The 25,594-nt window shown below is 67.8% G+C and carries 30 protein-coding genes; 17 read left to right on the forward strand and 13 right to left on the reverse strand.

What is annotated here, in order from left to right; all coding sequences use genetic code 11:
* Positions 1-83: 83 nt before the first annotated feature.
* Entirely contained in the window at positions 84-2,276 is a 2,193-nt protein-coding gene (locus ABIE04_RS16780) for a M3 family metallopeptidase (RefSeq protein ID WP_354552869.1), read from the forward strand.
* A 471-nt stretch (positions 2,277-2,747) separates the two neighbouring features.
* On the opposite strand, the gene ABIE04_RS16785 is transcribed toward ABIE04_RS16780, so the two are convergent.
* Complete coding sequence (locus ABIE04_RS16785; protein WP_354552871.1) at positions 2,748-3,647, reverse strand: acyltransferase family protein; 900 nt, start codon at positions 3,645-3,647, stop codon at positions 2,748-2,750.
* A 203-nt stretch (positions 3,648-3,850) separates the two neighbouring features.
* Here ABIE04_RS16785 and ABIE04_RS16790 point away from each other — a divergent pair, with 203 nt between their 5' ends.
* On the forward strand, positions 3,851-4,267 hold the full coding sequence (locus ABIE04_RS16790) for a YbaN family protein (RefSeq protein ID WP_354552873.1): 417 nt from the start codon (positions 3,851-3,853) through the stop codon (positions 4,265-4,267).
* Positions 4,268-4,326: 59 nt separating this feature from the next.
* On the opposite strand, the gene ABIE04_RS16795 is transcribed toward ABIE04_RS16790, so the two are convergent.
* Positions 4,327-5,178 carry an endonuclease/exonuclease/phosphatase family protein gene (locus tag ABIE04_RS16795; protein WP_354552875.1) on the reverse strand — a complete coding sequence of 284 codons (852 nt, stop codon included), beginning with the start codon at positions 5,176-5,178 and terminating at the stop codon, positions 4,327-4,329.
* 130 nt (positions 5,179-5,308) lie between these two features.
* Positions 5,309-5,881, reverse strand: coding sequence for a DUF4410 domain-containing protein (locus ABIE04_RS16800; protein WP_354552877.1), 573 nt, complete (start codon positions 5,879-5,881; stop codon positions 5,309-5,311).
* 346 nt (positions 5,882-6,227) lie between these two features.
* Here ABIE04_RS16800 and ABIE04_RS16805 point away from each other — a divergent pair, with 346 nt between their 5' ends.
* The 7 genes from ABIE04_RS16805 (at position 6,228) to ABIE04_RS16835 (ending at position 11,876) form a co-directional block, all read left to right on the forward strand.
* On the forward strand, positions 6,228-7,064 hold the full coding sequence (locus ABIE04_RS16805) for a DUF2167 domain-containing protein (protein WP_354552880.1): 837 nt from the start codon (positions 6,228-6,230) through the stop codon (positions 7,062-7,064).
* A gap of 3 nt (positions 7,065-7,067) precedes the next feature.
* Positions 7,068-7,781 (forward strand): hypothetical protein, encoded by a 714-nt coding sequence (locus ABIE04_RS16810; RefSeq protein WP_354552882.1) that lies wholly within the window; start codon positions 7,068-7,070, stop codon positions 7,779-7,781.
* On the forward strand, positions 7,778-8,176 hold the full coding sequence (locus ABIE04_RS16815; RefSeq protein WP_354552884.1) for a J domain-containing protein: 399 nt from the start codon (positions 7,778-7,780) through the stop codon (positions 8,174-8,176). Before ABIE04_RS16810 ends, ABIE04_RS16815 begins: the two co-directional genes overlap by 4 nt.
* Before the next feature lie 111 nt (positions 8,177-8,287).
* Positions 8,288-9,919: a trehalase family glycosidase gene (locus ABIE04_RS16820; RefSeq protein WP_436410398.1), complete on the forward strand. Its 1,632-nt coding sequence runs from the start codon at positions 8,288-8,290 to the stop codon at positions 9,917-9,919.
* Between the two features lie 115 nt (positions 9,920-10,034).
* A complete protein-coding gene (locus tag ABIE04_RS16825; protein ID WP_354552888.1) occupies positions 10,035-10,316 on the forward strand; it encodes a hypothetical protein in 282 nt (93 codons plus the stop codon).
* A gap of 256 nt (positions 10,317-10,572) precedes the next feature.
* Positions 10,573-11,385: an N-acetylmuramidase family protein gene (locus ABIE04_RS16830; protein WP_354552891.1), complete on the forward strand. Its 813-nt coding sequence runs from the start codon at positions 10,573-10,575 to the stop codon at positions 11,383-11,385.
* Positions 11,382-11,876, forward strand: a complete 495-nt coding sequence (locus tag ABIE04_RS16835; protein WP_354552893.1) for a hypothetical protein — start codon at positions 11,382-11,384, stop codon at positions 11,874-11,876. Before ABIE04_RS16830 ends, ABIE04_RS16835 begins: the two co-directional genes overlap by 4 nt.
* 6 nt (positions 11,877-11,882) lie before the next feature.
* Here ABIE04_RS16835 and ABIE04_RS16840 read toward each other — a convergent pair whose 3' ends face one another.
* Positions 11,883-12,707 (reverse strand): DUF4377 domain-containing protein, encoded by an 825-nt coding sequence (locus tag ABIE04_RS16840; RefSeq protein WP_354552895.1) that lies wholly within the window; start codon positions 12,705-12,707, stop codon positions 11,883-11,885.
* Between the two features lie 67 nt (positions 12,708-12,774).
* Positions 12,775-13,476 carry a murein L,D-transpeptidase catalytic domain family protein gene (locus ABIE04_RS16845; RefSeq protein ID WP_436410397.1) on the reverse strand — a complete coding sequence of 234 codons (702 nt, stop codon included), beginning with the start codon at positions 13,474-13,476 and terminating at the stop codon, positions 12,775-12,777.
* A gap of 195 nt (positions 13,477-13,671) precedes the next feature.
* Between ABIE04_RS16845 and ABIE04_RS16850 the strand changes: the two genes are divergently transcribed.
* Both ABIE04_RS16850 and ABIE04_RS16855 read left to right on the forward strand, forming a co-directional pair.
* On the forward strand, positions 13,672-15,291 hold the full coding sequence (locus tag ABIE04_RS16850; protein ID WP_354553095.1) for a L,D-transpeptidase family protein: 1,620 nt from the start codon (positions 13,672-13,674) through the stop codon (positions 15,289-15,291).
* Between the two features lie 224 nt (positions 15,292-15,515).
* Positions 15,516-15,761 carry a hypothetical protein gene (locus ABIE04_RS16855; RefSeq protein WP_354552897.1) on the forward strand — a complete coding sequence of 82 codons (246 nt, stop codon included), beginning with the start codon at positions 15,516-15,518 and terminating at the stop codon, positions 15,759-15,761.
* Here the strand turns inward: ABIE04_RS16855 and tsaA are convergent.
* A complete protein-coding gene (gene tsaA / locus ABIE04_RS16860; protein WP_354552899.1) occupies positions 15,756-16,328 on the reverse strand; it encodes a tRNA (N6-threonylcarbamoyladenosine(37)-N6)-methyltransferase TrmO in 573 nt (190 codons plus the stop codon). The genes ABIE04_RS16855 and tsaA overlap by 6 nt on opposite strands.
* Before the next feature lie 45 nt (positions 16,329-16,373).
* Here tsaA and ABIE04_RS16865 point away from each other — a divergent pair, with 45 nt between their 5' ends.
* From ABIE04_RS16865 to ABIE04_RS16875, 3 genes are read left to right on the forward strand one after another with little or no spacing between them, the layout of a single operon-like run.
* A complete protein-coding gene (locus ABIE04_RS16865; RefSeq protein WP_354552902.1) occupies positions 16,374-16,748 on the forward strand; it encodes a YciI family protein in 375 nt (124 codons plus the stop codon).
* 2 nt (positions 16,749-16,750) lie between these two features.
* Positions 16,751-17,272, forward strand: coding sequence for a DUF6630 family protein (locus ABIE04_RS16870; protein WP_354553097.1), 522 nt, complete (start codon positions 16,751-16,753; stop codon positions 17,270-17,272).
* Between the two features lie 29 nt (positions 17,273-17,301).
* The gene (locus ABIE04_RS16875; protein ID WP_354552904.1) at positions 17,302-18,015 is read left to right on the forward strand and encodes an HAD family hydrolase; all 714 of its coding nucleotides are present in this window, start codon (positions 17,302-17,304) and stop codon (positions 18,013-18,015) included.
* Here the strand turns inward: ABIE04_RS16875 and ABIE04_RS16880 are convergent.
* The gene (locus ABIE04_RS16880) at positions 18,012-18,266 is read right to left on the reverse strand and encodes a hypothetical protein (RefSeq protein WP_354552906.1); all 255 of its coding nucleotides are present in this window, start codon (positions 18,264-18,266) and stop codon (positions 18,012-18,014) included. The two genes, ABIE04_RS16875 and ABIE04_RS16880, sit on opposite strands and share 4 nt — an antisense overlap.
* Positions 18,267-18,331: 65 nt before the next feature.
* Here ABIE04_RS16880 and ABIE04_RS16885 point away from each other — a divergent pair, with 65 nt between their 5' ends.
* Complete coding sequence (locus ABIE04_RS16885) at positions 18,332-18,790, forward strand: putative toxin-antitoxin system toxin component, PIN family (RefSeq protein ID WP_354552908.1); 459 nt, start codon at positions 18,332-18,334, stop codon at positions 18,788-18,790.
* Positions 18,791-18,811: 21 nt separating this feature from the next.
* On the opposite strand, the gene ABIE04_RS16890 is transcribed toward ABIE04_RS16885, so the two are convergent.
* The 3 genes from ABIE04_RS16890 to ABIE04_RS16900 are packed head-to-tail and all read right to left on the reverse strand — an operon-like array spanning position 18,812 to position 21,260.
* Positions 18,812-19,207, reverse strand: a complete 396-nt coding sequence (locus ABIE04_RS16890) for a hypothetical protein (RefSeq protein ID WP_354552911.1) — start codon at positions 19,205-19,207, stop codon at positions 18,812-18,814.
* 42 nt (positions 19,208-19,249) lie between these two features.
* Positions 19,250-20,017, reverse strand: coding sequence for a LytR/AlgR family response regulator transcription factor (locus ABIE04_RS16895; protein ID WP_354552913.1), 768 nt, complete (start codon positions 20,015-20,017; stop codon positions 19,250-19,252).
* Positions 20,010-21,260, reverse strand: a complete 1,251-nt coding sequence (locus ABIE04_RS16900; RefSeq protein WP_354552915.1) for a sensor histidine kinase — start codon at positions 21,258-21,260, stop codon at positions 20,010-20,012. Before ABIE04_RS16900 ends, ABIE04_RS16895 begins: the two co-directional genes overlap by 8 nt.
* A gap of 151 nt (positions 21,261-21,411) precedes the next feature.
* On the opposite strand from ABIE04_RS16900, the gene ABIE04_RS16905 reads away from it, so the two are divergent.
* Complete coding sequence (locus tag ABIE04_RS16905) at positions 21,412-21,600, forward strand: CPXCG motif-containing cysteine-rich protein (RefSeq protein ID WP_354552918.1); 189 nt, start codon at positions 21,412-21,414, stop codon at positions 21,598-21,600.
* Between the two features lie 40 nt (positions 21,601-21,640).
* Here ABIE04_RS16905 and pncA read toward each other — a convergent pair whose 3' ends face one another.
* Complete coding sequence (gene pncA, locus ABIE04_RS16910; protein WP_354552920.1) at positions 21,641-22,294, reverse strand: bifunctional nicotinamidase/pyrazinamidase; 654 nt, start codon at positions 22,292-22,294, stop codon at positions 21,641-21,643.
* Positions 22,295-22,400: 106 nt separating this feature from the next.
* On the opposite strand from pncA, the gene ABIE04_RS16915 reads away from it, so the two are divergent.
* Positions 22,401-22,787, forward strand: coding sequence for a hypothetical protein (locus tag ABIE04_RS16915; RefSeq protein WP_354552923.1), 387 nt, complete (start codon positions 22,401-22,403; stop codon positions 22,785-22,787).
* A gap of 17 nt (positions 22,788-22,804) precedes the next feature.
* Here ABIE04_RS16915 and cls read toward each other — a convergent pair whose 3' ends face one another.
* Together cls and ABIE04_RS16925 are read right to left on the reverse strand one after the other, a co-directional pair.
* Positions 22,805-24,199, reverse strand: coding sequence for a cardiolipin synthase (gene cls / locus ABIE04_RS16920; RefSeq protein WP_354552925.1), 1,395 nt, complete (start codon positions 24,197-24,199; stop codon positions 22,805-22,807).
* 18 nt (positions 24,200-24,217) lie between these two features.
* On the reverse strand, positions 24,218-25,585 hold the full coding sequence (locus ABIE04_RS16925) for an FAD/NAD(P)-binding protein (protein WP_354552927.1): 1,368 nt from the start codon (positions 25,583-25,585) through the stop codon (positions 24,218-24,220).
* Between the last annotated feature and the right edge of the window lie 9 nt (positions 25,586-25,594).

The raw sequence follows: 25,594 nt of genomic DNA on the forward strand, positions 1-25,594 counted from the left end.
GCCTCGGACCATGGCTTTAGTCATGGATGGGAACGCCGGGCATTGGGTAGGATCGGGGTTTACCCACGACGAGATCCGTCCCGATGAAGCATCCCATCGCGCTGGCCCTGGCCATTGCCCTGTCCGGCTCCATGGCCGCCTGCACCGATACCGGCAGCGGCAAGAACGAATCCGCCACGTCGCAGGCGCAGACCGATGCGGTGGCCGCCGACGCCGGCAATCCGTTCTTCAGCGAAAGCCCGCTGCCGCTGCACTACCCGCAGTTCGACAAGATCAAGGACAGCGATTTCGCGCCCGCCTTCGACCGCGGCATGGCCGAGCATCTCAAGGAAGTCCAGGCGATCGCCGGCAACGCCGAGGCGCCCACGTTCGACAACACCATCATCGCGCTGGAGAAATCCGGGCAGATCCTCTCCCGCACCTCGACCGTGTTCTTCAGCCTGGTCGGCGTGGACACCAACGACGCGCGCAAGGCGCTGCAGGCCGAGTACGCGCCGAAGCTGGCGGCGCATCGCGACGCGATCTCGCTGGATCCGGCATTGTTCGCGCGCATCCAGCAGCTGTACGACACGCGCGACAGCCTGGGCCTGGACGCCGAGGGCGTGCGCCTGATCGAGCGCTACCACACCGACTTCGTGCGCGCCGGCGCCAAGCTGTCCGATGCCGACAAGGCGCACCTGAAGGCGATCAACGGCGAGCTGGCGAAGCTGGGCACCCAGTTCAGCCAGAACGTGCTGGCCGAAGTGAACGACTCCGCCGTGGTGGTCGACACGAAGGAAGAACTGGCCGGCCTCACCGACGAGCAGATCGGCGCCGCCGCCGCTGCGGCCAAACAGAAGGGCCTGGACGGCAAGTACGTGATCGCCCTGCTCAACACCACCGGGCAACCACCGGAAGCCCAACTGCAGAACCGTGCCCTGCGCGAACGCCTGCACCAGGCGTCGATCGTGCGCGGCAGCCGCGGCAACCAGTTTGACAACACCGCGATCGTGTCGAAGGTGCTGAAGCTGCGCGCCGAGAAGGCGACCATGCTCGGCTATCCCACCTACGCCGCCTACGTGCTGGCCGACGAGACGGCGAAGACGCCCGAAGCGGTCAACGCCATGCTGACCAAGCTGGCGCCGCCGGCGGTGGCCAACGCGAAGCGCGAGGGCGCGGCGATCCAGGCGATGATCGACAAGGAGCAGGCGGCCAAGGGCGAGCCGACGTTCGCGCTGCAGCCGTGGGACTGGGCGTACTACACCGAGAAGGTGCGCGCCGAGAAGTACGACTTCGACGAAAGCCAGCTCAAGCCCTACCTGGAGATGAAGAACGTGCTGGAGAACGGCGTGTTCTACGCCGCCGGCCAGCTCTACGGGCTCAGCTTCAAGCAACGCAAGGACCTGCCGGTCTACAACCCCGACGTGCTGGTGTACGACGTGTACGACGCGGACGGCAAGCAGCTGGCGATCTTCCTGGCCGACATGTACGCGCGGCCGTCCAAGCGCGGCGGCGCGTGGATGAACTCCTACGTCGAGCAGTCCGCGCTGACCGGCAACCTGCCGGTGGTGGCCAACCACCTCAACATCACCAAGCCGGCCAGCGGCCCGACCCTGCTGACCTGGGACGAGGTGACCACGATGTTCCACGAGTTCGGCCATGCGCTGCACGGCATGTTCTCGAACGTGAAGTACCCGTACTTCAGCGGCACCAGCGTGCCGCGCGACTTCGTCGAGTTCCCGTCGCAGGTCAACGAGATGTGGTCCGACTGGCCGAGCGTGCTGGCGAATTACGCCAAGCACTACCAGACCGGCGCGCCGATGCCGAAGGCGCTGCTGGACAAGGTGCTGGCCACCTCGAAGTTCAACCAGGGCTTCGCCACCACCGAATACCTCGGTTCGGCGATGCTCGACCAGAGCTGGCACCAGATCGGCGCCGACAAGATCCCCGAGGCCGGCGGCGTGATGGCGTTCGAGGCCGCTGCATTGAAGGCGAACGGCACCGACTACGCGCCGGTGCCGCCGCGCTACCGCACGCCGTACTTCAGCCATATCATGGGCGGCTACGCAGCCGGCTACTACGCCTACATCTGGTCAGAAGTGCTGGACGCGAACACGGTCGAATGGATCAAGGCGAACGGCGGCCTCACCCGCGCCAACGGCGACCGCTTCCGCGCCACCCTGCTTTCGCGCGGCGGCAGCAAGGACGCGCTGCAGCTGTTCCGCGACTTCACCGGACAGGAGCCGAAGATCGAGCCGCTGCTGAAGCGGCGCGGGCTGGATGGCGCGGTCGACTGATCCGGAACCATCCGCTGGAAACGACACCGCCCGGAGCGATCCGGGCGGTTTTTTTGTGCGATGCATGGGGCAGCGCCGTCGCGGTGAAACAGGCGCAGGTCGAATGCTCCGGAGTCGCGATGCCTGCGGCGCGAATGCCGAATGCCTGGGCCAGGCCATGCGCGAGCGCGTCGATCAGCTGATGCAGCAGTAGGCCGTGGCAATGGGCAGCACGTCCCGGCGTGTCGGCATGCGCTGGAGCGCAAGCACTGGGATAGATTGATCACAGAACCGGAACGGACCGACCACCGCCACCGATTTGGAATGATCAGCCAACGGATCTGCTGATCCTGTTGCGAAGGACTGTTACCGGCCAGGAGCGGACGGTCAACGCCTAGGTTCAGGGGTGGCCTCGCCGCAGGCGAGGACATCCCCCTGCAACCTGTTGTTGGGCCTGCCCGCGCTATGCACTCTTCTTCTCCTTTGATTCTCTTATAGTGCGGCGTTTCCGCATCGCTGGCTTGGCTTGAAGCGCAGCGCTTTCTTTTCTACGAAGTGCCAGGAGGCAGTCGCTAGAGCGAGCGTCACCGGAACGGATATAGACAGCAGCTCGAGGTAGGACGTTCGCCTCCCCATCAGGGCCACGCCTATTTGCTGCACGGGCCACGCGTAGATGTAGATTCCATAGGAGAGATCGCCGACTTTCGAGATGTCTCGTAGGCCAGGCCATGACCGTAAGCCAATCGCGATCGTCAAGGGTGGAACCACAAACGCGAGGCCAAGTTTGGTCTGGTGAACGTGGATGAGCGCATAGCCCATGACCAGGAACAACAGGGTCGGCAAGTGGGTGCGGAGATACGGATAGGCTCGAAGTAGGCTTCCTGCGACGAAGAATAATCCGAAGTACGCCAGGATCGTTTCGCTGGACTGCAGGCCCGAAAGCGCAAAGTAGCCAGAAATACCCGCGGCCAGCACGATGGAAGAGCGACGTGTTGCCACGCCCGCAACCAGAAGGAGGGCGTAACAGCCGACCTCGTATTTAATGGTCCAAAGAGATCCGTTGGTAAGGTGCCTGGGGTTATCAGGGAATCCTGTCAGTCCGAGCGTGGCGATCACTGCCCATGTCAGCGGCATGGACACGCAGAGGGCCGGCACCACGCGTAAGGTGCGGCGGGCGGCAAAGCGCAGAATGTTCGGGTCTTTCAGCCAACTGGATGTGACCAGATAGCCGCTAATCGAGAAGAAGATGAGCACGCCGAGGTTGCCAAACGAATGGTCTCCGACGAACCTCGGCTCCCAACGTCCAGATAAGGCGAACTGGTGGCTGATCAGAACCAGGAAGGCGCCGATTAGCCGTAAAGCGTCGAAGTTGTTACGCGACGCGCTGTTCATCCCACTCCGTCCCCAGTTCTCTCGCCAAACATAGGGTCTGGAGAGGGCATTGAGGCGTCGAATTTATGTCCGCTTCGGGTCGGTAGCAGTCACTGAGCTGAATAATCCGCATGGCGGTGTGCTGATCAAGATTTCTTCGTCTTGGTGATCAATTTCATCGGCATGCGTTAGAGTCGGCCAGCCCCTTTTCACGAGTCCGTTTCTTGTCCGCGCCGCGTCCAGCCGCACTGGAACCACGCCGAGCCCGCATCGTGCGCTGGGTGCTGATCGTGGCCGGCGCGCTGTCGTTGGTGCTGGCCGTGGTCGGCATGGTGTTGCCCTTGCTGCCGACCGTACCGTTCCTGCTGCTGACGGCCGCCTGCTGGTCGCGCGCGTCGCCGCGCTGGCACCGCTGGTTGTTGTCGCGGCCGCGACTGGGGCCGGCGATCGCGCGCTGGGAGCGCGAACGTACGGTGCCGCGGCGGGCCAAGCTGACCGCGGTTGTGCTGATCGTGCCGTCGATGACCGCGTCGATCTGGCTGGTACGCGACCACGCGTGGCTGCCGTGGGTGCTGGCGGGCGTGGCCGTGTTGGTGATCCTGTTCATCCTGCGCCTGCCGGAAACGCACGACGGCGCGTGAGCATGCAGCGTCCAGCGTGGCCACGCGCTGCGATGACGACGGGCGCTTGAAGCGGCGGCTCAGTGCGCCCGATCGTGCCGCGGCCAGCGCAGCTCGGCCACCACCGGAAAGTGGTCGGACGGGTAGTGCCCGTCCTGCTGCGTGGTGATCGTGCGCACCGCGTCGGCGTGCAGGCCGCGGTAGAGGATCCAGTCGATGCGCCGGTCCGGCGTCCCGGTGAAATCGTGGAAGGTGGCTTCCGGGCCGCTGTGGCTGGTGGCGTCCAACCAGGCGTCCTGCAGCAATCCGGTGAGCAGCGCGTGGGCGGGGCTGGACGGCGCGGTGTTGAAGTCGCCGGTCAGCACGATCGGCAAGGCCGCGGGCAGGGCTTCGAGCCGGTGAAGGATTTCCTGCGCCGCACGGGTGCGCGCCAGCTCGTCCTGGTCGCGGTAGGGGAAATGCGTATTGGCGTAGTAGAAGCGCTGGCCGCTGGACTTCAGCTCGAATATCGCCCAGGTCACCATGCGCGGGAACGGATGGCCCCAGCTGATGCTGCCGGGCTTGTCCGGCGTGTCGGACAGCCAGTAGTCGCCGGACTCCACCAGCTTGAGCCGGTCGGTGCGATAGAACACGCCCATGTGCTCGTCGCCATCGTCGCCGTGGCGGCCGCGCCCAAACCAGGTGTAATGCTTCAGTTTGCCGACGAGATAGTCGCCCTGCAGCTTGTACAGTTCCTGCGTGCCGATTATGTCGGGCTGCTGTTCGCGGATCGTGCGCACCATCAGGTCGCGGCGCAGCTCCCAGCGGTTCACGCCGTCGTCGGGGCTGGGCAGGCGCACGTTGAAGGTCATCACGCGCAGCGTCTGCGCCGCGACCGGTTGGAACGGGATGGACAGCATCGCCACGGCAAGCAGCAGCTGGATGAGGCGCATGGGCGGCTCCCTTGAACACGTCGAAACGGGACGGACTGACCGTAGCATAGCGGTGCCGCCGACGTGATGATGCGGGCGGATCGAGTCGCGCAGCACGGAAGGACGGCCGCGTGCGCGGCCGTCCGCGGTGTCACTCCTCCTCGCTGCCGTCCAAGCCGGTCGGGCCGCCGACCGCGCTGGCATAGTTGCGCTGCATGTACTGCTGCGCCACGGTGGAGATGCGCACCAGCATGCCGTTGTCGGTGCCGCCGATGCTCCATGCGCCGCCCATGGCCGCGGCACGCTGGTAGAACTGCGGGTCGGCGATGACCTTGCCGGTGTCCGCGTCGATCAGGCGCACTTGCATGACCACGGCCGAGCTGCCGGCCATGGCGCCGGCGAAGAAACGCTTGCCGCCGCTGACGAACTTCAGCTCGGTGACGCGCGGTTCGATCTTCAGTGTGCGGCCTCCCTGGCCCTTGTGCTCCCAGCGGGTGACGGTATCGCCGAGCTTCTGCTGCACGTTGGCCGCGATCTTCGCCATCGCCGCATTCTGTTCGCGCACCTCGGCCGTCGTGGCCACCACGGGTTGCAGCTGGAAGTGCTGGAACGCCGACAGTGCTTCCTGCGGCGGCGGGTTGTCGGTGGCGGTCGGCCGGATATGGGTAACGCAGGCACAGCACGACATGGCCAGCAGTGCCGGCAGCATCAGACGAGACTTCATTGGATTCCCCTGTCGAATGTCGCGGCTCCATTGCATCGCGACGCCGGCAGCATAACCGGGGAAATTCCTGTGGGTGAAAACATCCCCAAGCCGGCGCGCCTGCCTGCGCTGTCGGTGCCGGAAACGGGCCGGGCATGCGCTGGCTGCGTGGATGGGGCGCGCTGCTTCTTGCCATGGCAGGTGTGCCGCATACAGTCGACGGCGGCTTATTGATATATGACCGGCACGGCTTCAAAGTAGGCAGGCATGGCGGATTCGGTGCACGTTCTGCGGAACGCGATATTCACCGGTGCAGCGGGGGCTGCGCGCCATGCATGGGATGTTCATGGATCAACAGGGGGAAAGGATGAAGCGACTGTTTCCAGTGCTCGCGGCACTGCTCGCGGCGTGCCTGTGCGCGCCCGTCACCGCGCAAGATAACCCTATCGAGGCCTTGCCCTGGCAGAAGGGGCCGACTACCGTCCAACTGGGTACGCACGCCTCGCTGCAGGTACCGGAAGGTTATGCGTTCCTGGACGCCAAGGGCACCAAGGCATTGAACCTGCTGATGGAAAATCCTTCTGGCGATGGCGACGACTACGCGCTGGTGGACAACGGCGGCGATTGGGTGGCGTACTTCTCCTACGCGGATACCGGCTACATCAAGGACGATGAACAGATAGATGCCGATGACATCCTCGACTCCATCCGCAGGGGTACCGAGCAAAGCAACACGGAGCGGCGCTCGCGCGGCTGGGAGGAACTGCGCATCCTTGGCTGGAGCGCGAAACCCGAGTACGACATCCAGCTCAAGTCGCTGGCCTGGTCGATCCTGGCCGAGACTGTTGGCACACAACAGAAAGTGGTGAACTACAACACGCGCTTGCTGGGCCGTTACGGCGTGATGGAAGTGGTGGTGGCGACTGCCCCCGACAAACTTGGTCACGCCGTCGAGAGCTTCAAGAGTGCGGTGCCGGGGTTTCAGTTTTCCCCCGGCGAAACCTATGGCGAGTATCAGCCCGGTGACCACGTTGCAGCATATGGCCTGGCGGCGCTCATCACCGGAGGTGCCGCAGCGGTTGCCGCGAAGAAGGGCTTTTTCGCCGTGATCGGCGGTTTCCTGGCGGCGACCTGGAAGTTCCTGCTGATCGGCCTCGCTGCCATGGGTACTTGGTTCAAGTCGCTTTTCCAGAAGAAGCGCTAGGGGATGCTGCTGTCCGATCCGTGGATGCTGATGGGCGCGGTCCTTGGTCTGTACCTGTACGACGCCGCCCTTCTGCTGTTCCACAACGAGGTAGTGCTGGAGGTGCGGCGGCGCGATTTCGTCGTCTCCGGCGGCTCGGCTTTGGAGTTTGGTGGCCGGCACCTGTTCCTGCCGAACCCGTGTTGCCCGCATCGAGTGCTGCTGCGACTGGCCTGGTCCGCAGCCGCATCACCACCGCGGCAGCGGGCACGCTGGCAGCGTGCCAGGCTCACGCTGGTGACCCTCGCGCCGTGGACGTGGTTGCTGCTGGGCCTATTCTTCGTGGGGTTGCCCGGGGCGCTCTGGCTCGGTACGCATGTCGTGCTGCTGGGCTGGCTGCTGTCGACCTATCTGGTGATCGTGGCGATGCTGGTCCAGGTGTACCGCTGCCGGAAGGCGCTGAACCTCTCGGCGCGAGCGGTGCTGGCGCTGGCATTCGATGCGCTGCTGTGCGCGCCGTTCGCACTGAACATCGTCAGGAAGATCAGTCTGCGGCAAGAGGCTGTTCCCGACCTGCGCCGTGCCGCCTCGTCGCTCCTGTCGCCCGTACAGCAGACTGTGCTGCTCGGCCTGTTGCGCGAGAGAATTCGCACCAGCCTGGATTTCGCGGAGCCGGGCAGTGCGGCCAGCAACTCGTTGCGGGCCTGCCTGAAGCACTTTGAGGACAGCGCGCCATGACCGTTACGCAGATCGTCGTCATCCTCGCCGGGTTGTTCTTCGGCTACCGCCTGGTCAGCCACCTGCTTTCGCCGGGCACAGGCGAACAGGATGGGTTGCATCGTCCTTCCGGCGGACAGGACGAACGTAATGACGTTAACGGCCGGCGGCGCGACCACGGCCCGGCGTGGAGCGATGCGCCATCGTCCGAACGGCCGGCCGCGTGGCACCAGGTGCTGGGCGTCGCCGAATCCGCCAGTCTGGATGAGATTGAGCACGCCTACCGGCAACAGATCAGCCAGTACCACCCGGACAAGGTGGCCCGGCTCGGCGAGGATCTCCGCCAACTGGCCGGGCGTCGCTCACAGGAGATCAATGCCGCGTACGACATTGCCACCCGGCTGCGGCGCGGATAGCCGAAAGCCGTTGACGGCACGGAGCACGTCATTCGCGGGATCGCGAGGTTGCATCGGCGGGGCGATGGTTACACGCTGTCGCGTGTGTACCCACAGCATCGGTCCATGATCATGAAATCATTCCTTCGATTTGCCCTTTCCGGACTGTTGGTCCTGTTCGCCGCCACTGCGGCGGCCCTCCAGCCTGATGCGCTGAAAACGCGGGCCTATATCGACCACGCATGGACCACGCTGACGCGTTCGATGGATGACTGCTCGGCCCTGCGCGATCCCAAGGTGGGCACGCAGCCGGTGCTGTACCTGCCGGCGAACCTGCCGACGCCGCCGGACCTGGCGGCGGTGAAGGCGCGCTGCAACGTCGACGTGCACGTGCTGCCCCGGGCGGTCGGCCAGCTCGGCGACATCGCACCGACCACGCTGCCGCGGCAGGGCCTGCTCTACCTGCCGCATCCGTACGTGGTGCCGGGCGGCTTCTTCAACGAGATGTACGGCTGGGACAGCTATTTCATCGTGCTCGGCCTGGTCGCCGACCATCGCGAGGCGCTGGCGCGCGACATGGTAGAGAACGCGCTGTTCGAGGTGCAGTACTACGGGGCGGTGCTCAACGCGAACCGCACCTACTACCTGACCCGTTCGCAGCCGCCGTTCCTGAGTTCGATGATCCGTGCCGTACTGGACGACCCGGACAGTTTCAAGAGCAAGGCCGAAGCCCATGCGTGGCTCGAACACGCCTATCCGCTCGCCGTGCGCGACTACTCCACCTGGACGCGCAAGGAACACCGGGCCGGCGACACCGGTCTGGCGCGCTACTACGACTACGGCGGCGCGGCGCCGGTGCTGGAGATGCGCGACAGCAGCTACCTGCGCGGCGTGATCGACTGGCTGATCGCGCACCCGTCGGAGGATCCCGGCTACCTGGTCAAGGCTTCCGAACATCCGGACGCGGCGGAAGTCGCGCGGCTCAAGGCCGCCAGCTGCGACGTCGAGGCCTCGAAGGTGTGCGCCGGCGCCTGGTCGAAAGGCTATCGCCTGAGCGCCGACTACTACCTCGGCGATCGCGCGATGCGCGAATCGGGTTTCGACACCACCTTCCGCATGGGCCCGTTCGGCGGTTCCACCCACCAGTACGCGCCGGTCGATCTGAACAGCCTGCTGTACCGCTACGAGCGCGACCTGCACGATTTCGCCGTGCAGCTCGGCAACGATGCGGACGCCCAGCGCTGGGCCGGCGCTGCCGATGCGCGGCGCGCGGCGATCGACAAATACCTGTGGCGCGCCGGCAAGGGCATGTACATGGACTACGACTTCGTCACCGGCAAGCCGTCGGACTACGACTTCGTCTCCACCTACTATCCGCTGTGGGCCGGTGCCGCGTCGAAGCAGCAGGCCAAGGCGCTGCGCGGCAAGCTCGGCATCTTCGAACGCAAGGGCGGGCTGCAGATGAGCGACCACGCCAGCGGCGCGCAATGGGATGCGCCGTTCGGCTGGGCGCCGACCAACTGGCTGGCGGTGGCCGGCCTGGATGCCTACGGCTTCCACGACGACGCCCGCCGCATCGCGCGCGAGTTCACCGGCACCATCGACCGCAGCCTCGCCGACGACGGCACCATCCGCGAGAAATACAACATGGCCAGCGGCAATGCCGACGTGAAGATCAGCGCCGGCTACAAGGACAACGTGATCGGCTTCGGCTGGAGCAACGGCGTGTACCTGAAGATGCAGGCGCTGCTACGGCAGAAATAATCCGGTCCGGCGGTGCCCGCTTGCGCGTGCCCCGGGCGCCGCCGTTGCGGCATACTTCCCGCGGCGAGGCACACCGCACAGGGGAAGAGCAGGCATGACATGGGGGTGGGTCGTCGTGGGCACGCTCGCCCAGCTGATGCTGGGCCTGTTCCTGTTCATGCTGGTGGTGTTTTCCGCATCCAGCATGGACGGCGTCGGCAAGCTCGCCGGGGTGCACTCGAAGATCCTCGCGCTGTCGCTCTTCGGGCTGCCCGCCACCTGCGTCGTGAGCGCCGGCATGCTCATCCACCTTTTACCGAAGCGGTGGCAGTCCGTCGTCATGGTGGTGGCACGCCGTGCCGCTGGCAGCGGCTGCCGTGTATCTCGTCTACGCGATCAGCCTCGGAAAGCGGATTGAGGCGCTCCGCGAGAAGGAAACGGGTTCACGCAACTCAACAGGGGAAGGGAAATGAATACCTACAATCCGTACGAGGCACCGAAGGCTGACATCGCGGCGCCGGTGGCTGGGGGCGACGCGCTGAAGCGCGAAGCGCTGAGCCTTGGCGCGGGCTGAGGCAGGTATCGGGCCGGCGGATCGGAGTACTCTTTGCCCTCGCATGGCGTCATGCACGGCTGTCGATTCTTCGCGCATTCAACTCGGACGGGTGAGCACGATGGCGAACTTCCGCATTCCCGGCCCCACCTTGTGGGGCGCGCAGTTTTCACAGAACGCGGGCAGCCTGTTCAACCTGCGCGCCGGGTTTCCCGGGCAGGATGTCTGCAGCACGCCGCTGACGACCGCCTTCCACCTGTTGCCGGTGCAGCAGTCGCCCGGCATGTGCCTGGCCGGCATGGGCCAGTTCAATGCCGCGCCGGACGTATCGTTCCTGTTCCGCATGTGCCTCAACCCCAGGGTCGGGTTGACCGACCAGGACTTTGCGGACGCCGCGGCCGGGCTGGGTGTGGAAGTCGCCGCGATCAAGGCGGTGGCCGAGGTGGAAGCGCCGGGCAAGGCGTTCGACGAGTCCGGGCGGCCACGCATCCTGTATGAGCGACACTATTTCCATCGCCTCACGCAGGGCCGCTACGACAAGCAGCACCCGGATATCTCGAACACCCTGGGTGGCGGTTACGGCAAGTTCTCCGCGCAGTATGGCAAGCTCGAGAAGGCCTATCTGCTGGATGCGGAGGCCGCGCTGAAATCGGCCTCGTGGGGGCGCTTCCAGATCATGGGCGAGAACCACCCGGCCGCGGGCTACACCTCGGTGCAGGCGTTCGTGCTGGCGTTGACCCGTTCGGAGGCCGCGCATCTGCAGGCCTTCACCCGTTTCGTCATGGCCAACAATTCAATGAACGAAGCCTTGCGGAAAAAGGAGTGGGCGGCGTTTGCCAAGGCCTACAATGGCAAGAACTACCAGCAGAACGACTACGACACCAAGCTGAAATCGGCCTACGACAAATTCACGCGGGGATCGGCGAAACCATGAGAAATACCGTCAGCCTGGTGCTGCTACTGTCGCTCGTTTCCTCATGCGCCTATTCCGTTCAGCCCGCCACCGGATCGCTGTGCCACGCACCGGAAACCACGTACTTCAGCTGCCGGACCACGCGCCACACGACGGTCAGCCTGTGCGGTACGCTGCCGTCGAACCTGCAGTACCGCTACGGCAAGGGCGCGCAGGTGGAGTTGCAGTTTCCCGATGACCCGGCGACGGGCGCTCGGCAACTCGGCTACGCGCACTACTCGCGCTTCCAGGTCGAGCGCACCGAGGTCACCTTCAGTCACATGGACGCCGACTACGCCGTGTTCGACTACACCGAGAACGACCGGCGCAGCGCCGGCGTGCACGTCACCACCGCGGACGGCAAGGAGTCGGAGGTGCGCTGTACCGGTCCGGTGCAGGGGCAGCTGGCGCCGCTCGGCAAGAGCCTGCGCTGCGACAGCGACAACGCGCTCAACGGCGGGCAGTGTCCCTGACGCGGGTCAGGGCTTCGCGCCCGGTGTTTTGACGATCTCGCTCTCGACCACCATGTCCAGCACGTACGCGCTGGACGGTGCGTCGGCCGGCGGCCGCTTCAGCGGATCGCGCTTCACGCGCAGCACGTTGCGTACGCCGGGCTCGTGCACGTAGCCCTCGATGTCCTGCTGCAGCGGCTGCCACGGGCCGGGCTCGCCCGCGCGCAGGCCGTTCGCGTCGTAGTGGCGTTCGCGCACCTGCAGGCAGGTCTTGTCCGGCACCAGAGGGTGCCGGCAGGGCACCGTCTGCGGCGCCACTTCCAGGAACAGCGTTTCGCCGGGCCCGCCATAGCGCGTCTCGGCGGTGGGCTGGCCGGCGAACGTGAGGGTCTGGCCGTTGGCGGCCGCCAGGGTGAGCAGCGGCGTGCCGCCGGGCGTCGACACGATCAGTGAGGGCCGGTCCCGCAGCACGGCCTTGATGGTGGTTTCGCGCTGCATCAGGGTGGCATCCGTGCAGGCCATCATGGTCTGCAGCAACGAAGCAGTGACCAGGTGGCCGTCGACGATCTTGTAGTCGCCGCCGATCGCGTTGCAGGCGTTGTGCACGCTGAGCTGGTCGGTGGTGAAGTCGAGTTGCAGCGGCGGCTTGTCCGTCTTGCCGAACAGCGCGTCGAGGCGCTGGTTGCTGGCGTCGACGGCGTCGTGCAGCTGCCAGTGGTAACGCGTGAGGGTGTGGGTCGATGTCGGCATGTCATCGCCGGCCGGCGCAGGCACGGCCGCTTGCGTGTTCGACTCCGGTGTCGCCATGCAGGCGGCCAGCACGAGCGGGAGCAGCCACAGAAAGTTTTTCATGCGATGCCTCCGGAAGGACATATGCCGCGAGGGTAGCGCAGGCGCAGCCGGTGGTGACGCGGCCGGTTCAGTGCGCATTGAGGCTCGCGGTCATGGCGCGCCCGCGGCTGCACTTGAGGTAGGGCGAGGCGTGCAGCCAGCGCGCATCGGGGTAGTAGGAAAACACGTACTGGCCGCCCTTGAGCGTGTCGATCAACGGGCGCGCGATCGCGTTGCGCACGGCGGGGCAACCGTAGCTGCGGCCGATGCGGCCCTGCTGGCGGGCGAAGGCGGAGTTGACATAGGACGCGCCGTGGATCACCAGCGCGCGTGCCAGTGCATGGTCGTTGGTGCCCGGTTCGAGGCCTTCCATGCGTAGCGAGTAACCGTTGCGGCCGACGTAGGTGTCCAGCGTGCGGAACAGGCCCAGGCTGGATTGCAGGCTCTCCGGCCGGTTCGAGAATGCCGTGGCCAGGTTCTCGCCGGTGTTGCGGCCGTGCGCCACCAGCTCGTGGTACAGCAGCTTGCGTTTGGCCAGGTCGAACACCCACAGCCGCGGTTCGGTCGAGGGCTTCGAATAGTCGATCACCGCCAGCCGGTCGGATGGCGGCTGGCCCTGTGCAGCGGCGCACTCGGTGGCGGCGAGCGCCAGGCCGATCACCTGGGGGTTCGCGTGCGGTGCGAGCTTGCTGAGCGCGTCCTGCAGTGACGGTTCCGCGGCATGCGCCGCAGCGAAGCAGCCGGCGAAAAGCAGCATCAGGGTGGCGGCGTGGCGCAGGAATCGGCTCATCGGAACGGCTTGGCGTGGGGCGGATCAGGCATGCGGCTGTCGATCCTAGCAGTCCCCCGTTAAGAACGCGTCCAGCACGGCGGGGCGGCGCCGCGCGCGTTTGCGCCGACATGCGGCTGTGCTATGACAGGCCGGAACTTTGCGCAGGATCGTGCCGTGCCGTCCAAACCTTCCCGTGTCGTTCACGCCATCGCCCTGCTGGGGCTGCTGCTGGGAGCCGCCGTGCATGCGCAGCAGCCCGCCGCCGAGCCACCGCTGAGTCCGGTGGCCGAACAGATCCGCGACCGGGTCGAGCAATGGCGCGGCGCGCATGCCGACGCCGATGCCCCCGGCCAAGCGGTGGCGGATTTCTACGAACAGAACCGGTTCGCGCCGGCATGGACGCGCCCGGGCGATCTCGACCAGTTGCTGGCCGCGCTACGCGACGTGGCCGGCGATGGCCTCGATCCGGAAGACTATGGACTGAGCGAACTGCAGCGCCAGCGCGTCGTGCCGGGCGACCCGCAGGCGACGCCACAGCAGCGTGCGCAGTTCGACCTGCTGGCCACCGATGCCTGCCTGGCCGCGCTGATGCATCTGTATCGCGGCAAGGTCGATCCGGCCACGCTGGACACGCACTGGAACTTCGACCCGCGCCAGCTCGACCAGGCGCAGGGCCTCAAGGCGGTGCGCGACGCGCTGGCGCAGGGCGCGGTGGGCCCGCTGTTCGCGCGCGCCCGTCCGCAGAACCCGCTGTACGGCCAGTTGCGCGCGGCGCTGGCGAAACTGCGCGAGGTGGCGGTGCAGGGCGGCTGGCCGCCGCTCGCCGACGGCCCCACGCTGAAGCCGGGCAGCCGCGATCCACGCGTACCGGCGCTGCGCCAGCGGCTGCAGCTGGTCGGCTATCCGGTGGGTGGAAGTGTGGACGACCTGTACGACCCGGCGCTGGAAGCCGCGTTGAAGCAGTTCCAGCGCGAACAATACCTGGCCGCGGACGGCCACCTGGGCAAGGCCACGCTGGCCGCGTTGAACGTGCCGGTCGCGGCGCGCATCGAGCAGCTGCGGGCGAACCTGGAGCGCGCGCGCTGGCTGCTGCACCAGCTGCAGGGCGAGTTCGTGGTGGTCGACATCGCCGGCTACCAGGTCGCCTACTACAGGGACGGCAAGCCGGTGTGGCGTTCGCGCGTGCAGGTGGGCAAGCCGTACCGCAGCACGCCGGTGTTCAAGTCGAAGATCACCTACCTCACGCTCAACCCGACCTGGACGGTGCCGCCGACCATCCTGAAGAACGACATCCTGCCGAAGGTGCGCAGGAACCCGGGCTACCTCGCCGCCAACCGCATCCGCGTACTCGACGGCCAGGGTCGCGAGTTGTCGCCGGCCAGCGTGAACTGGGCCAACCCGCGCGGCATCGTGCTGCGCCAGGATGCCGGTCCGGGCAATTCGCTGGGCCGGCTGGTGATCCGTTTTCCCAACGACTACGCGGTCTACCTGCACGACACGCCGCACCAGGAACTGTTCGCCAACGAGCAGCGCGCGAACAGCTCCGGCTGCATCCGGGTGGAGCGTCCGCGCGAACTGGCCGAGCTGCTGCTGGACGACCCCGCGCGCTGGAATCGCGCGGGCATCGACCGCGCGATCGACACGCTGAAGACCCAGACCGTGATGCTGCGTCAGCCGGTACCGTTGCTGCTGGCGTACTGGACGGTGGACCTGCGCGAGGACGGCCGCGTCGGTTTCCGCCCCGACGTCTACCAGCGCGACCCGCCGCTGCTCGCCGCGTTGGGGCGCCCGCGCGTGTCGCCATGGCTGCCGGCGGCCGCCATGCAACCCTGAAGCAAAAAAGGCCGCGCCGGCGGGAGCGCCGGGCGCGGCCAAGGTTTGAACCGATCCACTGCCAATGCATCGGGTGCCGGTGACGGAGCGATCCGCGCCGGCCCGGGCAGTGTGCCGAGCGTAGGTCTCACGGGCTGGGATTGCCCTGATCCCGGTCAGGGCGCCCGGCCGGGCTGGCCGCCATCATCGCCGTCGGCGGATGTCCCGCCCTGGAGACCGTACCGATGCTGTTTCAAGTGAAGGATCTTGCCGGTGATACCGGCGCCATCGCCGCCATCCTGCGCGCCCATGACGCCAACGCGCAGGTCACCGGCGATCCCGCCGCGGGACAGATCGACGTGGCGGCGCAGCTGACCTCCAGCCAGGTCATCACCGCCCTGCACGACGCGGGCTACGAGGCCGTCCGCGTATCCGAGCCGCGGCAGATCCACGTCAGCGGCGGCAGCACGTGCTGCGGCAGCTGCTCATGAGGCGTTGACGTCGTCGTCCGTGCCGCGTGGCCGCGCCGAACGCGGCTTGCGCGGCCCCGGCGCGGAATGCCGGCCCTGCGCGGCGTCGATCGCGTCGATCCAGCCCGCGCGCGCGCCCGGAAACGCGTCCGCGTACGGCACGTACGGCTTGATGTCGAGGATCGGCGTGCCGTCGAGCAGGTCCACCCCGCGCACGCGCAGCGTGCCGTCTTCGACCGCGACCAGCTCCACCGCGGACAGGCCGATCGCGTTCGGCCGGTGCGGCGAGCGCGTCGCCAGCACGCTGCGCTTGCCGCCGCCGCGCGGCGGGCGCACCTCGGCCTTCCAGCCTTCGCTGCGGTGGAACGCGAACAGCAGCCAGATCCGCTCAAAGCCGGCGAGATCCCGCCAGGCCGCCGCGGGGAAGCCCGCCACGAACTCGATCACCGCCTCGGCCACCGCCTGCGTCTCGGTACCGGCCACCACGGTGGACTGGTGCGGCGCGTCGATGCGCCGCGCGTACGGCGAGCGCACGAACGCGATCGGATGGCAGGACAGGACGTGCAAGCTATCGGGCGCGGTGCTCATTGCGGCATTATCCACCTTCGCCCCGCTTCCCCCGCCGAGGACGCCATGAAATTTCTTGTGATGATCTACTGCGACGACGCCTTGCTGGACGCGCTGCCCGAGGGTGAGTTCGACCACATGATGCGCGGTTGCCTCCACCACGCCGACGAGCTGCAGGCCGACGGCTGCCTGCTCGGTTCGCAGCAGCTCGAACACCCGGCCACGGCACGCACCCTGCGCGTGCGCGGCCAGCACAGCAGCGTCGTCGACGGGCCGTTCGCCGAAACCAAGGAATACCTGGGCGGCTTCAACCTGATCGAGGCCGCCGACATGGACGAGGCGGTGCGGGTCGCCGCGGAGTTCCCCTGGGCGCGTACCGGCGCGATCGAGATCCGCCCGGTGCGCGACATGGATGCGGTCAGGCGGCGGGTGGGCGCGTGAGCATGCGCGACGACGACGATTTCGACACCGGTCCGGACTTCGACGAGGAGGACGACTCGGTCGAGGCGAAGGTCTGGCAGTTGCTGCTGCTGATCAACCCCGGCGACGAGGAGACCGCGCTGCAGCAGTTCGCGGACTACCGCGAGGCCGCGGCGGAGGTGGAAGACGCGGAGCCGGTCGAACTGGTCGGCCGGGTGATCGACTGGCGCTCCGGCTTCATGGTCGACGAGCACGACCTGCGCTCGCTGGTGCAGGCGCTGGACGAGCTGAGCGCGCGCTGGAACCTGTCGATCGACTGGAACGGCGACCCGGACGACGACGACTTCTTCGACGACACCGACGCGGGCACCCTGCTCGGCATCGCCTACGACCGCCTCGCCGAATTCGGCTATACGGTGTGGTCGTGGGAAACCGCCGACGAGGCCTGCGCCGGCTGGATCACCCTGACCCGCGACAACGAACCGATGCGCGAACTGGCCACGGCGCTGCACATCAACCTGCGCCTGGGCAGCGACGTGGGCTGAACGGCGAAACAGTAGGGAACGGAACAAGCATGCTGCAATTGATCGGTTTCGATGGCGACGACACGCTGTGGCACAGCGAGGGTTACTACCGCGCGGCCAGCGAGGCGTTCGCCGCGATCATGGGGCGCTACGTGGACCTCGGCGACCAGCACGTGCACGACAGCATGCTGGCCACCGAACAGCGCAACCTCAAGCTGTTCGGCTACGGCGCCAAGGGCATGGCGCTGTCGATGGTGGAAACCGCGATCGCGATCAGCGACGGCCGCATCACGGCGACGGACATCCATCGCCTGGTCGAGCTGGGCAAGACCGTGCTGCAGCATCCGGTGGAACTGCTGCCCGGCATCCGCGAAGCGGTCGAGGCGGTGGCGCAGCGCTACGAGGTGGTGCTGATCACCAAGGGCGACCTGTTCCACCAGGAAAAGAAGGTGGCCGAGTCGGGGCTGGCCGACCTGTTCCGCCGCATCGAGATCGTGTCGGAGAAGAACGCCGCCACCTACCGGCGCGTGCTCGGCGAATTCGCGCTGCAGCCGGCGCAGTTCGCGATGGTCGGCAACTCGCTGCGCTCGGACATCGAGCCGGTGGTGCGCCTGGGCGGCTGGGGCGTGCACCTGCCGTACCACGTGACCTGGGCACACGAACTGGAGAACGGCCTCGGCGCCGACGAACCGCACGTGCTCACGGTGGACGCGCCGGCGGCTATCCCGGCGGCGGTGGAACGCTTGCGCGAGCTGGCGGTTTAGTCGTCGAAGCCGGTGTAGCCCTCGGGGAAGATCGGCGTGCCGTCCGCTTCCAGCCCCGTCATGTCGGCCAGCGCCTTCGCCGCGGCGGCCTCGGCGAGATCCTTGTCGCGGAAGCTGCGGTTCTCGCAGATCGCGTAGTACACCGGGAAGCCGTGGCGGCGCGGCGTGACCGCGAGCCAGGCGGAGTAGCGCGAACCTTCCAGGGTGGCGCCGGAGCGGGCAAGGTAGTTGTCGAACTCGCGCTCGGCCATGGTCGTCGGTTCCGGTCGGAAAGCGTGCAGTGTATAGCGCGCCGTGCTTGCCTCATCATGCGGCGATGACCGCCGACGATCTGCCCGTGCCGCGCATCGTGCTGGACACCAACGTGTGCCTGGACCTGTTCCTGTTCCGCGATCCCTCGTGCGCGCGGCTGCTGGCGGCGTTGCAGGCCGGCACGGTGCAGGCGGTGACCCGCGACGATTGCCGCGAGGAATGGCAGCGCGTGCTGCACTATCCGCAGCTGCCGATCGAGGAACCCATGCGGCCGGGGTTGCGCGCCGCGTACGACGCGCTGCTGCAGCCGCTGCCGCCCGCGGCGAGCGGCGCGCCTGACGAGGCGTGCCTGCCGCGTTGCGCCGATCCGGACGACCAGAAATTCCTGCAGCTGGCGCTGGCCGCACGGGCCAGCTGGCTGCTCAGCAAGGACAAGGAGCTGCTCAAGCTCGATCGCCGGACGCGCCGCGCCGGGTTGTTTGCGATCCTGCTGCCGCAGGACTGGTTGCCGGCGGGATGTTGATGGCGCAGGCAGCACTGCTCGTCAGCGTGATGACGCCGTTGCCCGCGGATTTCGCGCCGGCATGCAGTCCGGCGTCTCGGCGCGAGCATCGTGGCTGACGCAGAAGCGGAAGCCCATCGGCAGATCGGTGACGTCCCGACTCGTGCCGCTCGCCAGCGCGAACTCTCCGACCGGATCGGTCGCGCACGGCGCGGCCGGCGGCGCCATCGTGCAGTCGCGCGGAAACAGTTCGTAATGGCAGCTGCCGCTGACGCTGGCGATGCAGGCGAAGTGGGCGATGCCGGCGACGACGCGGGTCTGGCTGTAGAGCACCTCGGTGCCGTCGGCGAATGTGCGCGTGACGACGGTCCGGTCGCCCCAGCCATCGCTGCCGATCAGCGCGAGAAGAAAGTAAAGCGCGGCGATGAGGTAGTGCATGGGTAACCTGCCTTGGTCGGTGGGGCAGCGTGGGCAGCCCGGCTACATGTTGCGGAACAGCGCCATGAACGGCTGGCTGACGGTCAGCGTTTCCGGCCGCTGCCGCAGCCGCACGACGCCCCTGCCGGTGTCGTCGCGCACGATCGAGGCGATCGCCTTGATGTTGACGATGGTGGAGCGGTGGATCTGCTTAAACACGGCCGGGTCGAGCACCTCGAGCAGTTCGCGGATCGGCGTGCGCAGCAGCGCCTCGCCGTCGCCGGTCATCACCGTGGTGTACTTGTTGTCGGCGCGGAAGTAGGCCACGTCGTCGAGCAGGATGAGCCGGGTTTCGCGGCCGGCGCTGGCGGTGACCCAGTTCAGCGGCGGCTGCGCGCGCGGCGACAGGCTGCTGCCGAGCTGCCGGACCAGCGCGGCGAGCGTGGCGCTGTCGGCGGGTCCGGCGGCCGCGCGCGCCTGCAGGCGCTGCACGGTGGCGGCCAGCCGGTCGGCGGCGATCGGCTTGAGCAGGTAGTCGATCGCACCGCGTTCGAAGGCGTCGATGGCGTACTGGTCGTAGGCGGTGACGAACACGACCTGGGTGGCCGGGCTGACCTCGGGCAGGGCGGCAGCCACGTCCAGGCCGGTCAGGCCGGGCATGCGGATGTCGAGGAAGGCGACGTCGGGGCGGTGTTCGGCGATCGCCTCCAGCGCGCTGGCGCCGTCCTCGCATTCGGCGACGATGCGCAGTTCCGGCCAGGCCTTGCCGAGCTGTTCCAGCAGGGCCTTGCGCAGCAGGGTTTCATCCTCGGCGACGATGGCTTCAAACATGTGGCGCGTCCTGGGCGAAGGTGGCGGGAACGCTGATCGTGGCGGCGGCCCCGCTGGGGAAATTGGCGGCGAGGGTTAGCGTGGCGGCGGCGCCGTAGACCAGGCGCAGGCGTTCGCGCACATTTTTCAGGCCGATGCCGCTGCCGTCGGCTGCGCCGCTGAAGCCCAGGCCGTCGTCGGCCACGGTCACCGCCACCTGGCGGTCGTTGCGGCGGCCGAAGATCCAGATGGTGCCGTCGCCGGGGCGCGGTTCCAGCCCGTGCTTGATGGCGTTCTCCACCAGGGTCTGCAGCATCATCGGCGGCAGCGGCGTGGGCAGCAATTCGTCGGGCACGTCGAGCTGCAGGTTCAGGCGCGAACCCATGCGGATCTTCAGGATTTCCAGGTAGGCGCGCGAGCGTTCCAGTTCCACGCCCAGGGTGGACAAGGCGCGGTCGGTGCGCGGCAGCGAGTGGCGCAGGTATTCGATGAGATGGCCGAGCATCGCATCGGCGCTGGCCGGATCGGTGCGGGTGAGGTACTGCGCGCTGGCCAGCGTGTTGTACAGGAAGTGCGGTTCGACCTGCGCCTGCAGCAGGCTGAGCCTGGCGATGGCCAGCTCCTTCTCGGTGACGGTCTGGGTGGCGGCGGTCTGCTCGCTGCGCCGGCGCTGGGACAGCTGCAGGGCGATGGTGCGGGTGATCGCCTCGGCGTTCTGCAGGTTGATGCCGTCGTCCACCTGCAGCCAGTTGCTCCAGGGCGCGAATGCCGGCTCGCAGATCAGGACGAGCCGGCTGGTGCCGTCGCCGCGGACCACGCTGGCGAGGATGCGGTTGTGCTGGCTCACGACCCAGCTCAGCGGGTTGTAGCGGCCCAGCAGCTTGATGCCGTAGGGGTCGAGATAGCGGGTGCTGGCGCGGATCTGCAGGTGGCTGCGCACGCTGTCGATCGCGTCGACGCCGGGCAGTTCGCGGATGGCGGCATCGAGCAGGTCGAATGCCTCGTCCGCCTCGAACGGTACCTCGATCTGCCGGATCTGCCGGTTGGTCAGCGCGGCGGCGGCGCTCAGCTTGCCATCGATCAACTGCACCCGCCCCAGGTGCGAGTACGCGCGGATGACGACGAACACGATCGTCACCAGACCCACCAGGGTGACCGCGTCGCCCAGCGGCGACCAGAACCAGTCGGCCACCGCGTACAACGCAAGAAACAGCAGGTACCAGGCGAGCACGAGCCGGGCCACGGAGAAGAGGCGCTTGATCACGGTGCGAGTCACGCTGTTCGGGAAGTGCTGCCGAGAATAGTCGGCGCGGAAGCGGAAATCCCCCGGCATGCGACGAAACCGGCGTCACGCCGACGAAGGCGGCCGGCGGCGGCGTAGACTGGTCCGCCCACCCGCCCAGTGGAGCACGTCCATGCTCACGCCATGCATCATCGACTGCCCGTATTGCGGCGAACCGATCGAGATCCTGGTCGACGCCTCGCTGCCCAGCCAGCAGTACATCGAGGACTGCCAGGTGTGTTGCCGCCCGATCACGCTGCGCGTGGAGGTCGACGCGGACGGCGAGCCGCAGGTGCGTGCGACCGGCGAGAACGACGCCTGAGCAAACACCTCCCCGACGCTCCCCACGGAGGTAAACCAGGTCAGGCGGCGGCCAGCTCCACCGACGTCATGATGCCGATGCCTTGCGCCTGCAAGGTGGCGCGGGTGGCATCGTCGCTGGCCGGCGTGACCGGGCGGCTGAGATCCCACAGCACGCTGGCGCGGAAGCCGAGATCGAGCGCGTCCTGCACGGTCCACAGCACGCACACGTCGCGCGCCAGCCCGCACACGACCACCTCGTCCACGCCGCGCTCGCGCAGCCAGCCGGCCAGGCCGGTGCTGGGGCGATGGCCGTGCGGGCCGTGGTTTTCGCGGAAGCCGCTGTAGGAATCCACACCAGGGTCGCTGCCCTTGCGGATCACCGCATCCAGCGCCGACCAGTCGATGCCCGGGTGCAGTTCGGCGCCCGGCGTGCCCTGCACGCAATGCTCCGGCCACAGTGTCTGCGGCTGGCCGTACAGGGTGATCTGTTCGAACGGCGCGCGGCCGGGATGCGAGCTGGCGAACGAGACGTGCCCGCGCGGATGCCAGTCCTGCGTGGCCACCACGTGGTGGAAGCGGCGTTGGCGCAACAGCGCGTCGATGCCCGGCACGATCGCATCGCCTTCGTGGCAGGCCAGCGTGCCGCCGGGCATGAAGTCCGGCTGCACGTCGACCAGGATCAGTGCGATGCGTGATGAGAGTGGCTGGTTCATGGACTTGCTTGCGCGGAGGCTCCGATGAAGTCTAGCGCGCGGCGCGCCGCCCCCGACGATGCCCCATAATGCGCGATGCAGTGGCAACACGGTTCAGGGGTGCGCGATGCAGTACGACCAGTCATGGATGGGTTACGGGATCGTCGGCGGGCTCCAGGCCGGCTTGATCGCCGCGGCGGCAGGGCTGCTGCTGTTTTTCGTTTTCCACTGGCTGGGCCGGCGCAACGGCTGGAGCTACGGTCCGCAGATCGGCTGGTCGTTCCTGCTGGCGACCGCGCTGACCGCCAGCGGCGACCTGTGGAACCTGTTCTATTTCAACTACGGCCAGCTGCAGTCGCTGCAGCTGCTGAAGGTGAAGCTGGCCGAGGTGCACGACCCGGACAGCATCGGCCTGCGCGCGCTGTGCGAGTTGCTGGGCGTGACCGCCGGCATCTACGTGGGCTGGGCGTTGTGCAGCGGCGATTGGCGCCGCCGCTTCGGCGGGCGCAGGTAGGGTTGTTCCGCTCCCGCCTAAAGTAGCGGGTCGAACAATCGTGCCACGTGCATCGCCACCCGGCGCAGGTAGGGCGCCTCGCGGTATTCGCGTTCGTCGATGGCGCGGGCACGGCCGAAGTCCTCGGTCAACATCGCGGCCACATTGGCGGCGAAGGCGGGATCGACGGCCATGGCGGCGACTTCGAAGTTGAGCCGGAACGAGCGGCTGTCCAGGTTCAGGCTGCCGATCGCAGCGGTGTCGCGGTCGATCAGCAGCGCCTTCTGGTGCAGGAAGCCGGGCTGGTAGCGGAACACGCGGATGCCGGTGCGCACGGCGTGGTAGGCATGCAGGGTGGAGGCGAGGAACACGGTGCGGTGGTCCGGCCGCGACGGGATCAGCACGCGCACGTCCACCCCGCGCAGCACCGCCAGCTGCAGCGCCGCGCGCACCGCGTGGTCGGGCACGAAGTACGGCGTGCTCAGCCACACGCGATCGCGCGCCGCATTGATCGCGGCGGCGAAGAACAGCGAGCCGGTTTCCTGCGGGTCGGCCGGGCCGCTGGCCACCACCAGCGCGCTGGCATCGCCGTCGCCGGGCGGCGTCGGCAGCAAGGGTGGCGGCGCGCCGGTGATCCACTGCCAGTCTTCGGCGAACAGTTGCTGCAGGTCGGCCACCGCGGGTCCGCGCAGTTCCAGCTGGGTGTCGCGCCACGGCGCCAGCGGCGGCTTCAGGCCCAGGTATTCGTCGCCCACGTTGAGCCCGCCGACGAAGGCGCGCGCGCCGTCCACCACCACGATCTTGCGGTGGTTGCGGAAGTTCAGCTGGAAGCGGTTGCGCCAGCGGTGGGTGGCGAAGCGATGGATCGCCACGCCGCCCGCGCGCAGGGTCTCGACGTAGCGCCGCGGCAGCGCATGGCTGCCGATGCCGTCGAACAGCACGCACACCTGCACGCCGGCCGCCGCGCGCTGCAGCAGCACCTGCTGCAGGCGCCGGCCCAGCGCGTCGTCGTGGATGATGAAGAACTGCACCAGCAGGCAATGCTCGGCCGCGGCCATCGCCGCCAGCATCGCGTCGAAGGCGGCCTCGCCGTCGATCAGCAGGCGCAGCCGATGGCCGCCGCGGAACGGCCGCCCCTGCAGTGCGCAGATGGCGGCGTAGCGGGCGCAGCCCGGGTCGACCGGCGGCACGGCGTCCACGGTCGCGGGCAGCGCGCGCGCGAGTGGCGCATGGCGTCCGGCGCGATAGCCGAGGAAGCGGCTGGAGCCTAGGTACAGGTACGGCAGCAAGGTCACGTACGGCAGCAACAGCAGGCCGAGCGTCCAGCCGATCGCGCCCTGCGGCGTGCGCGTGTGCATCACCGCGTGCATCGCCGCGAACAGGCCCAGCAGGTGCAGCAGGGCGATGCAGGCGGTGAGTGCGCTGGCGTTCATCGCGGGTGCGGCGGGCTCTCAGTCGCTCAACAGCTGGTCGGCCAGGTGGCGCGCCTGCTGGCGTATTTCCGGCATCGCGGTGGATTCCCACAGCGTGCCGCGCAGCAGGCTGCCGATGGCGAACAGGTTCGGCCAGTACTGCTCCCCGTGCCGCAGGTGGCCGTCGCTGTCGGCCTGCACGCCGAGGCCGAGCGGATCGGGGGCGATGTGCGCATTGGTGAGCAGCTGGCTGACCAGGCGGTGGTTGCTGCGGCGCAGGTCGGTATCCAGGCCGACGGTCTGGATCACCAGGTCGGCGTCCAGCACGTGGGTCGCGCCGGCATGGCCCACGGTCAGTTGCAGCGCGGCGCCGGCGACGTCCACCGCATGCACGCGTCCGCGCTGGCGTTGCAGCCGGCCGTCGCGTTCCAGCGCGGTGATCGCTTCATGTACCTGTGGCGGCATGCGATGGCGCACGCGTTCCCACGCCCAGCGTGCGTGGCGCATGAAGCGCGCGCGCTGTTCCGGCGACAGTTCGGCCCACAGGCCGGGCAGGTGCGGGCGCAGGCTATCGACGACGGCGCGCCATTCGGTGCCTTCCTGCGCGATCGCTTCGCGCAGCAGGCGCATCCAGCGGCGAATCTCCGGCGCGTCGTGCATCGCCTCGACCAGTGCGGCACCGTCGTCGGCGGGCGCGGCGGCGGCGTGCAGGTGCGCCTCGGGAAAGCGGCCGTGGCGGGAGATCGCGACGAATTCGGCCTGCGGCCATTGCGCGGACAATTCCAGCAGCACGTCGACCGCGGTCAGCCCCAGCCCGATCAGCACCACCTTGCGCGGCGGCGGTTGCAGTGCGCCGGTATTGGCCAGCAGGCGCCATGGATCGACCACGTAACGGCCGCTGGCGAGGGCGGCGGCGCTGACCCCGGCCAGCGGCTGCGGCGGCAACGCGCCCAGCGCCAGCACGGCGGCGTCGGCCGGATGGCTTTCCTCGCCATGGATCACGGTGACGCCATCGCGCTCGGGCACCAGTGCGTCGACCGCGAACGGGAGGATGTTGACGTGGTGCCCGTGCGCCTTGCCCTGCCGCAGCGCGCGCGCCACTTCCGCTTCGAGGTAGTCGCCGTAGCGGCGGCGCGGCAGGAAGTCGGTGCCGGCGATGGCGGGGTCGTCGCGCTGCACGAAATCCAGGAAGCCGCGCGGCTTGCCGGCGAACATGCTCATCGAGGCCGCCCGCACGTTCAGCAGGTGGCGCTCCGAGGTGGTGCCATAGGCGACCCCGCGTGCCGGCGTGTCGCCGCCGGTGAACCAGTCCAGCTGCAGCGGCTGCGGCGACGCGCGGTCCAGCAGCTCGCTGAGCAACGTGGCGGCCGCGGCACCGCCGCCGATGATGGCGACCCGTCGAAACATGAAATTCCC

The sequence above is a fragment of the Rhodanobacter soli genome (assembly GCF_040548735.1).
GTDB lineage: Bacteria > Pseudomonadota > Gammaproteobacteria > Xanthomonadales > Rhodanobacteraceae > Rhodanobacter > Rhodanobacter soli_A.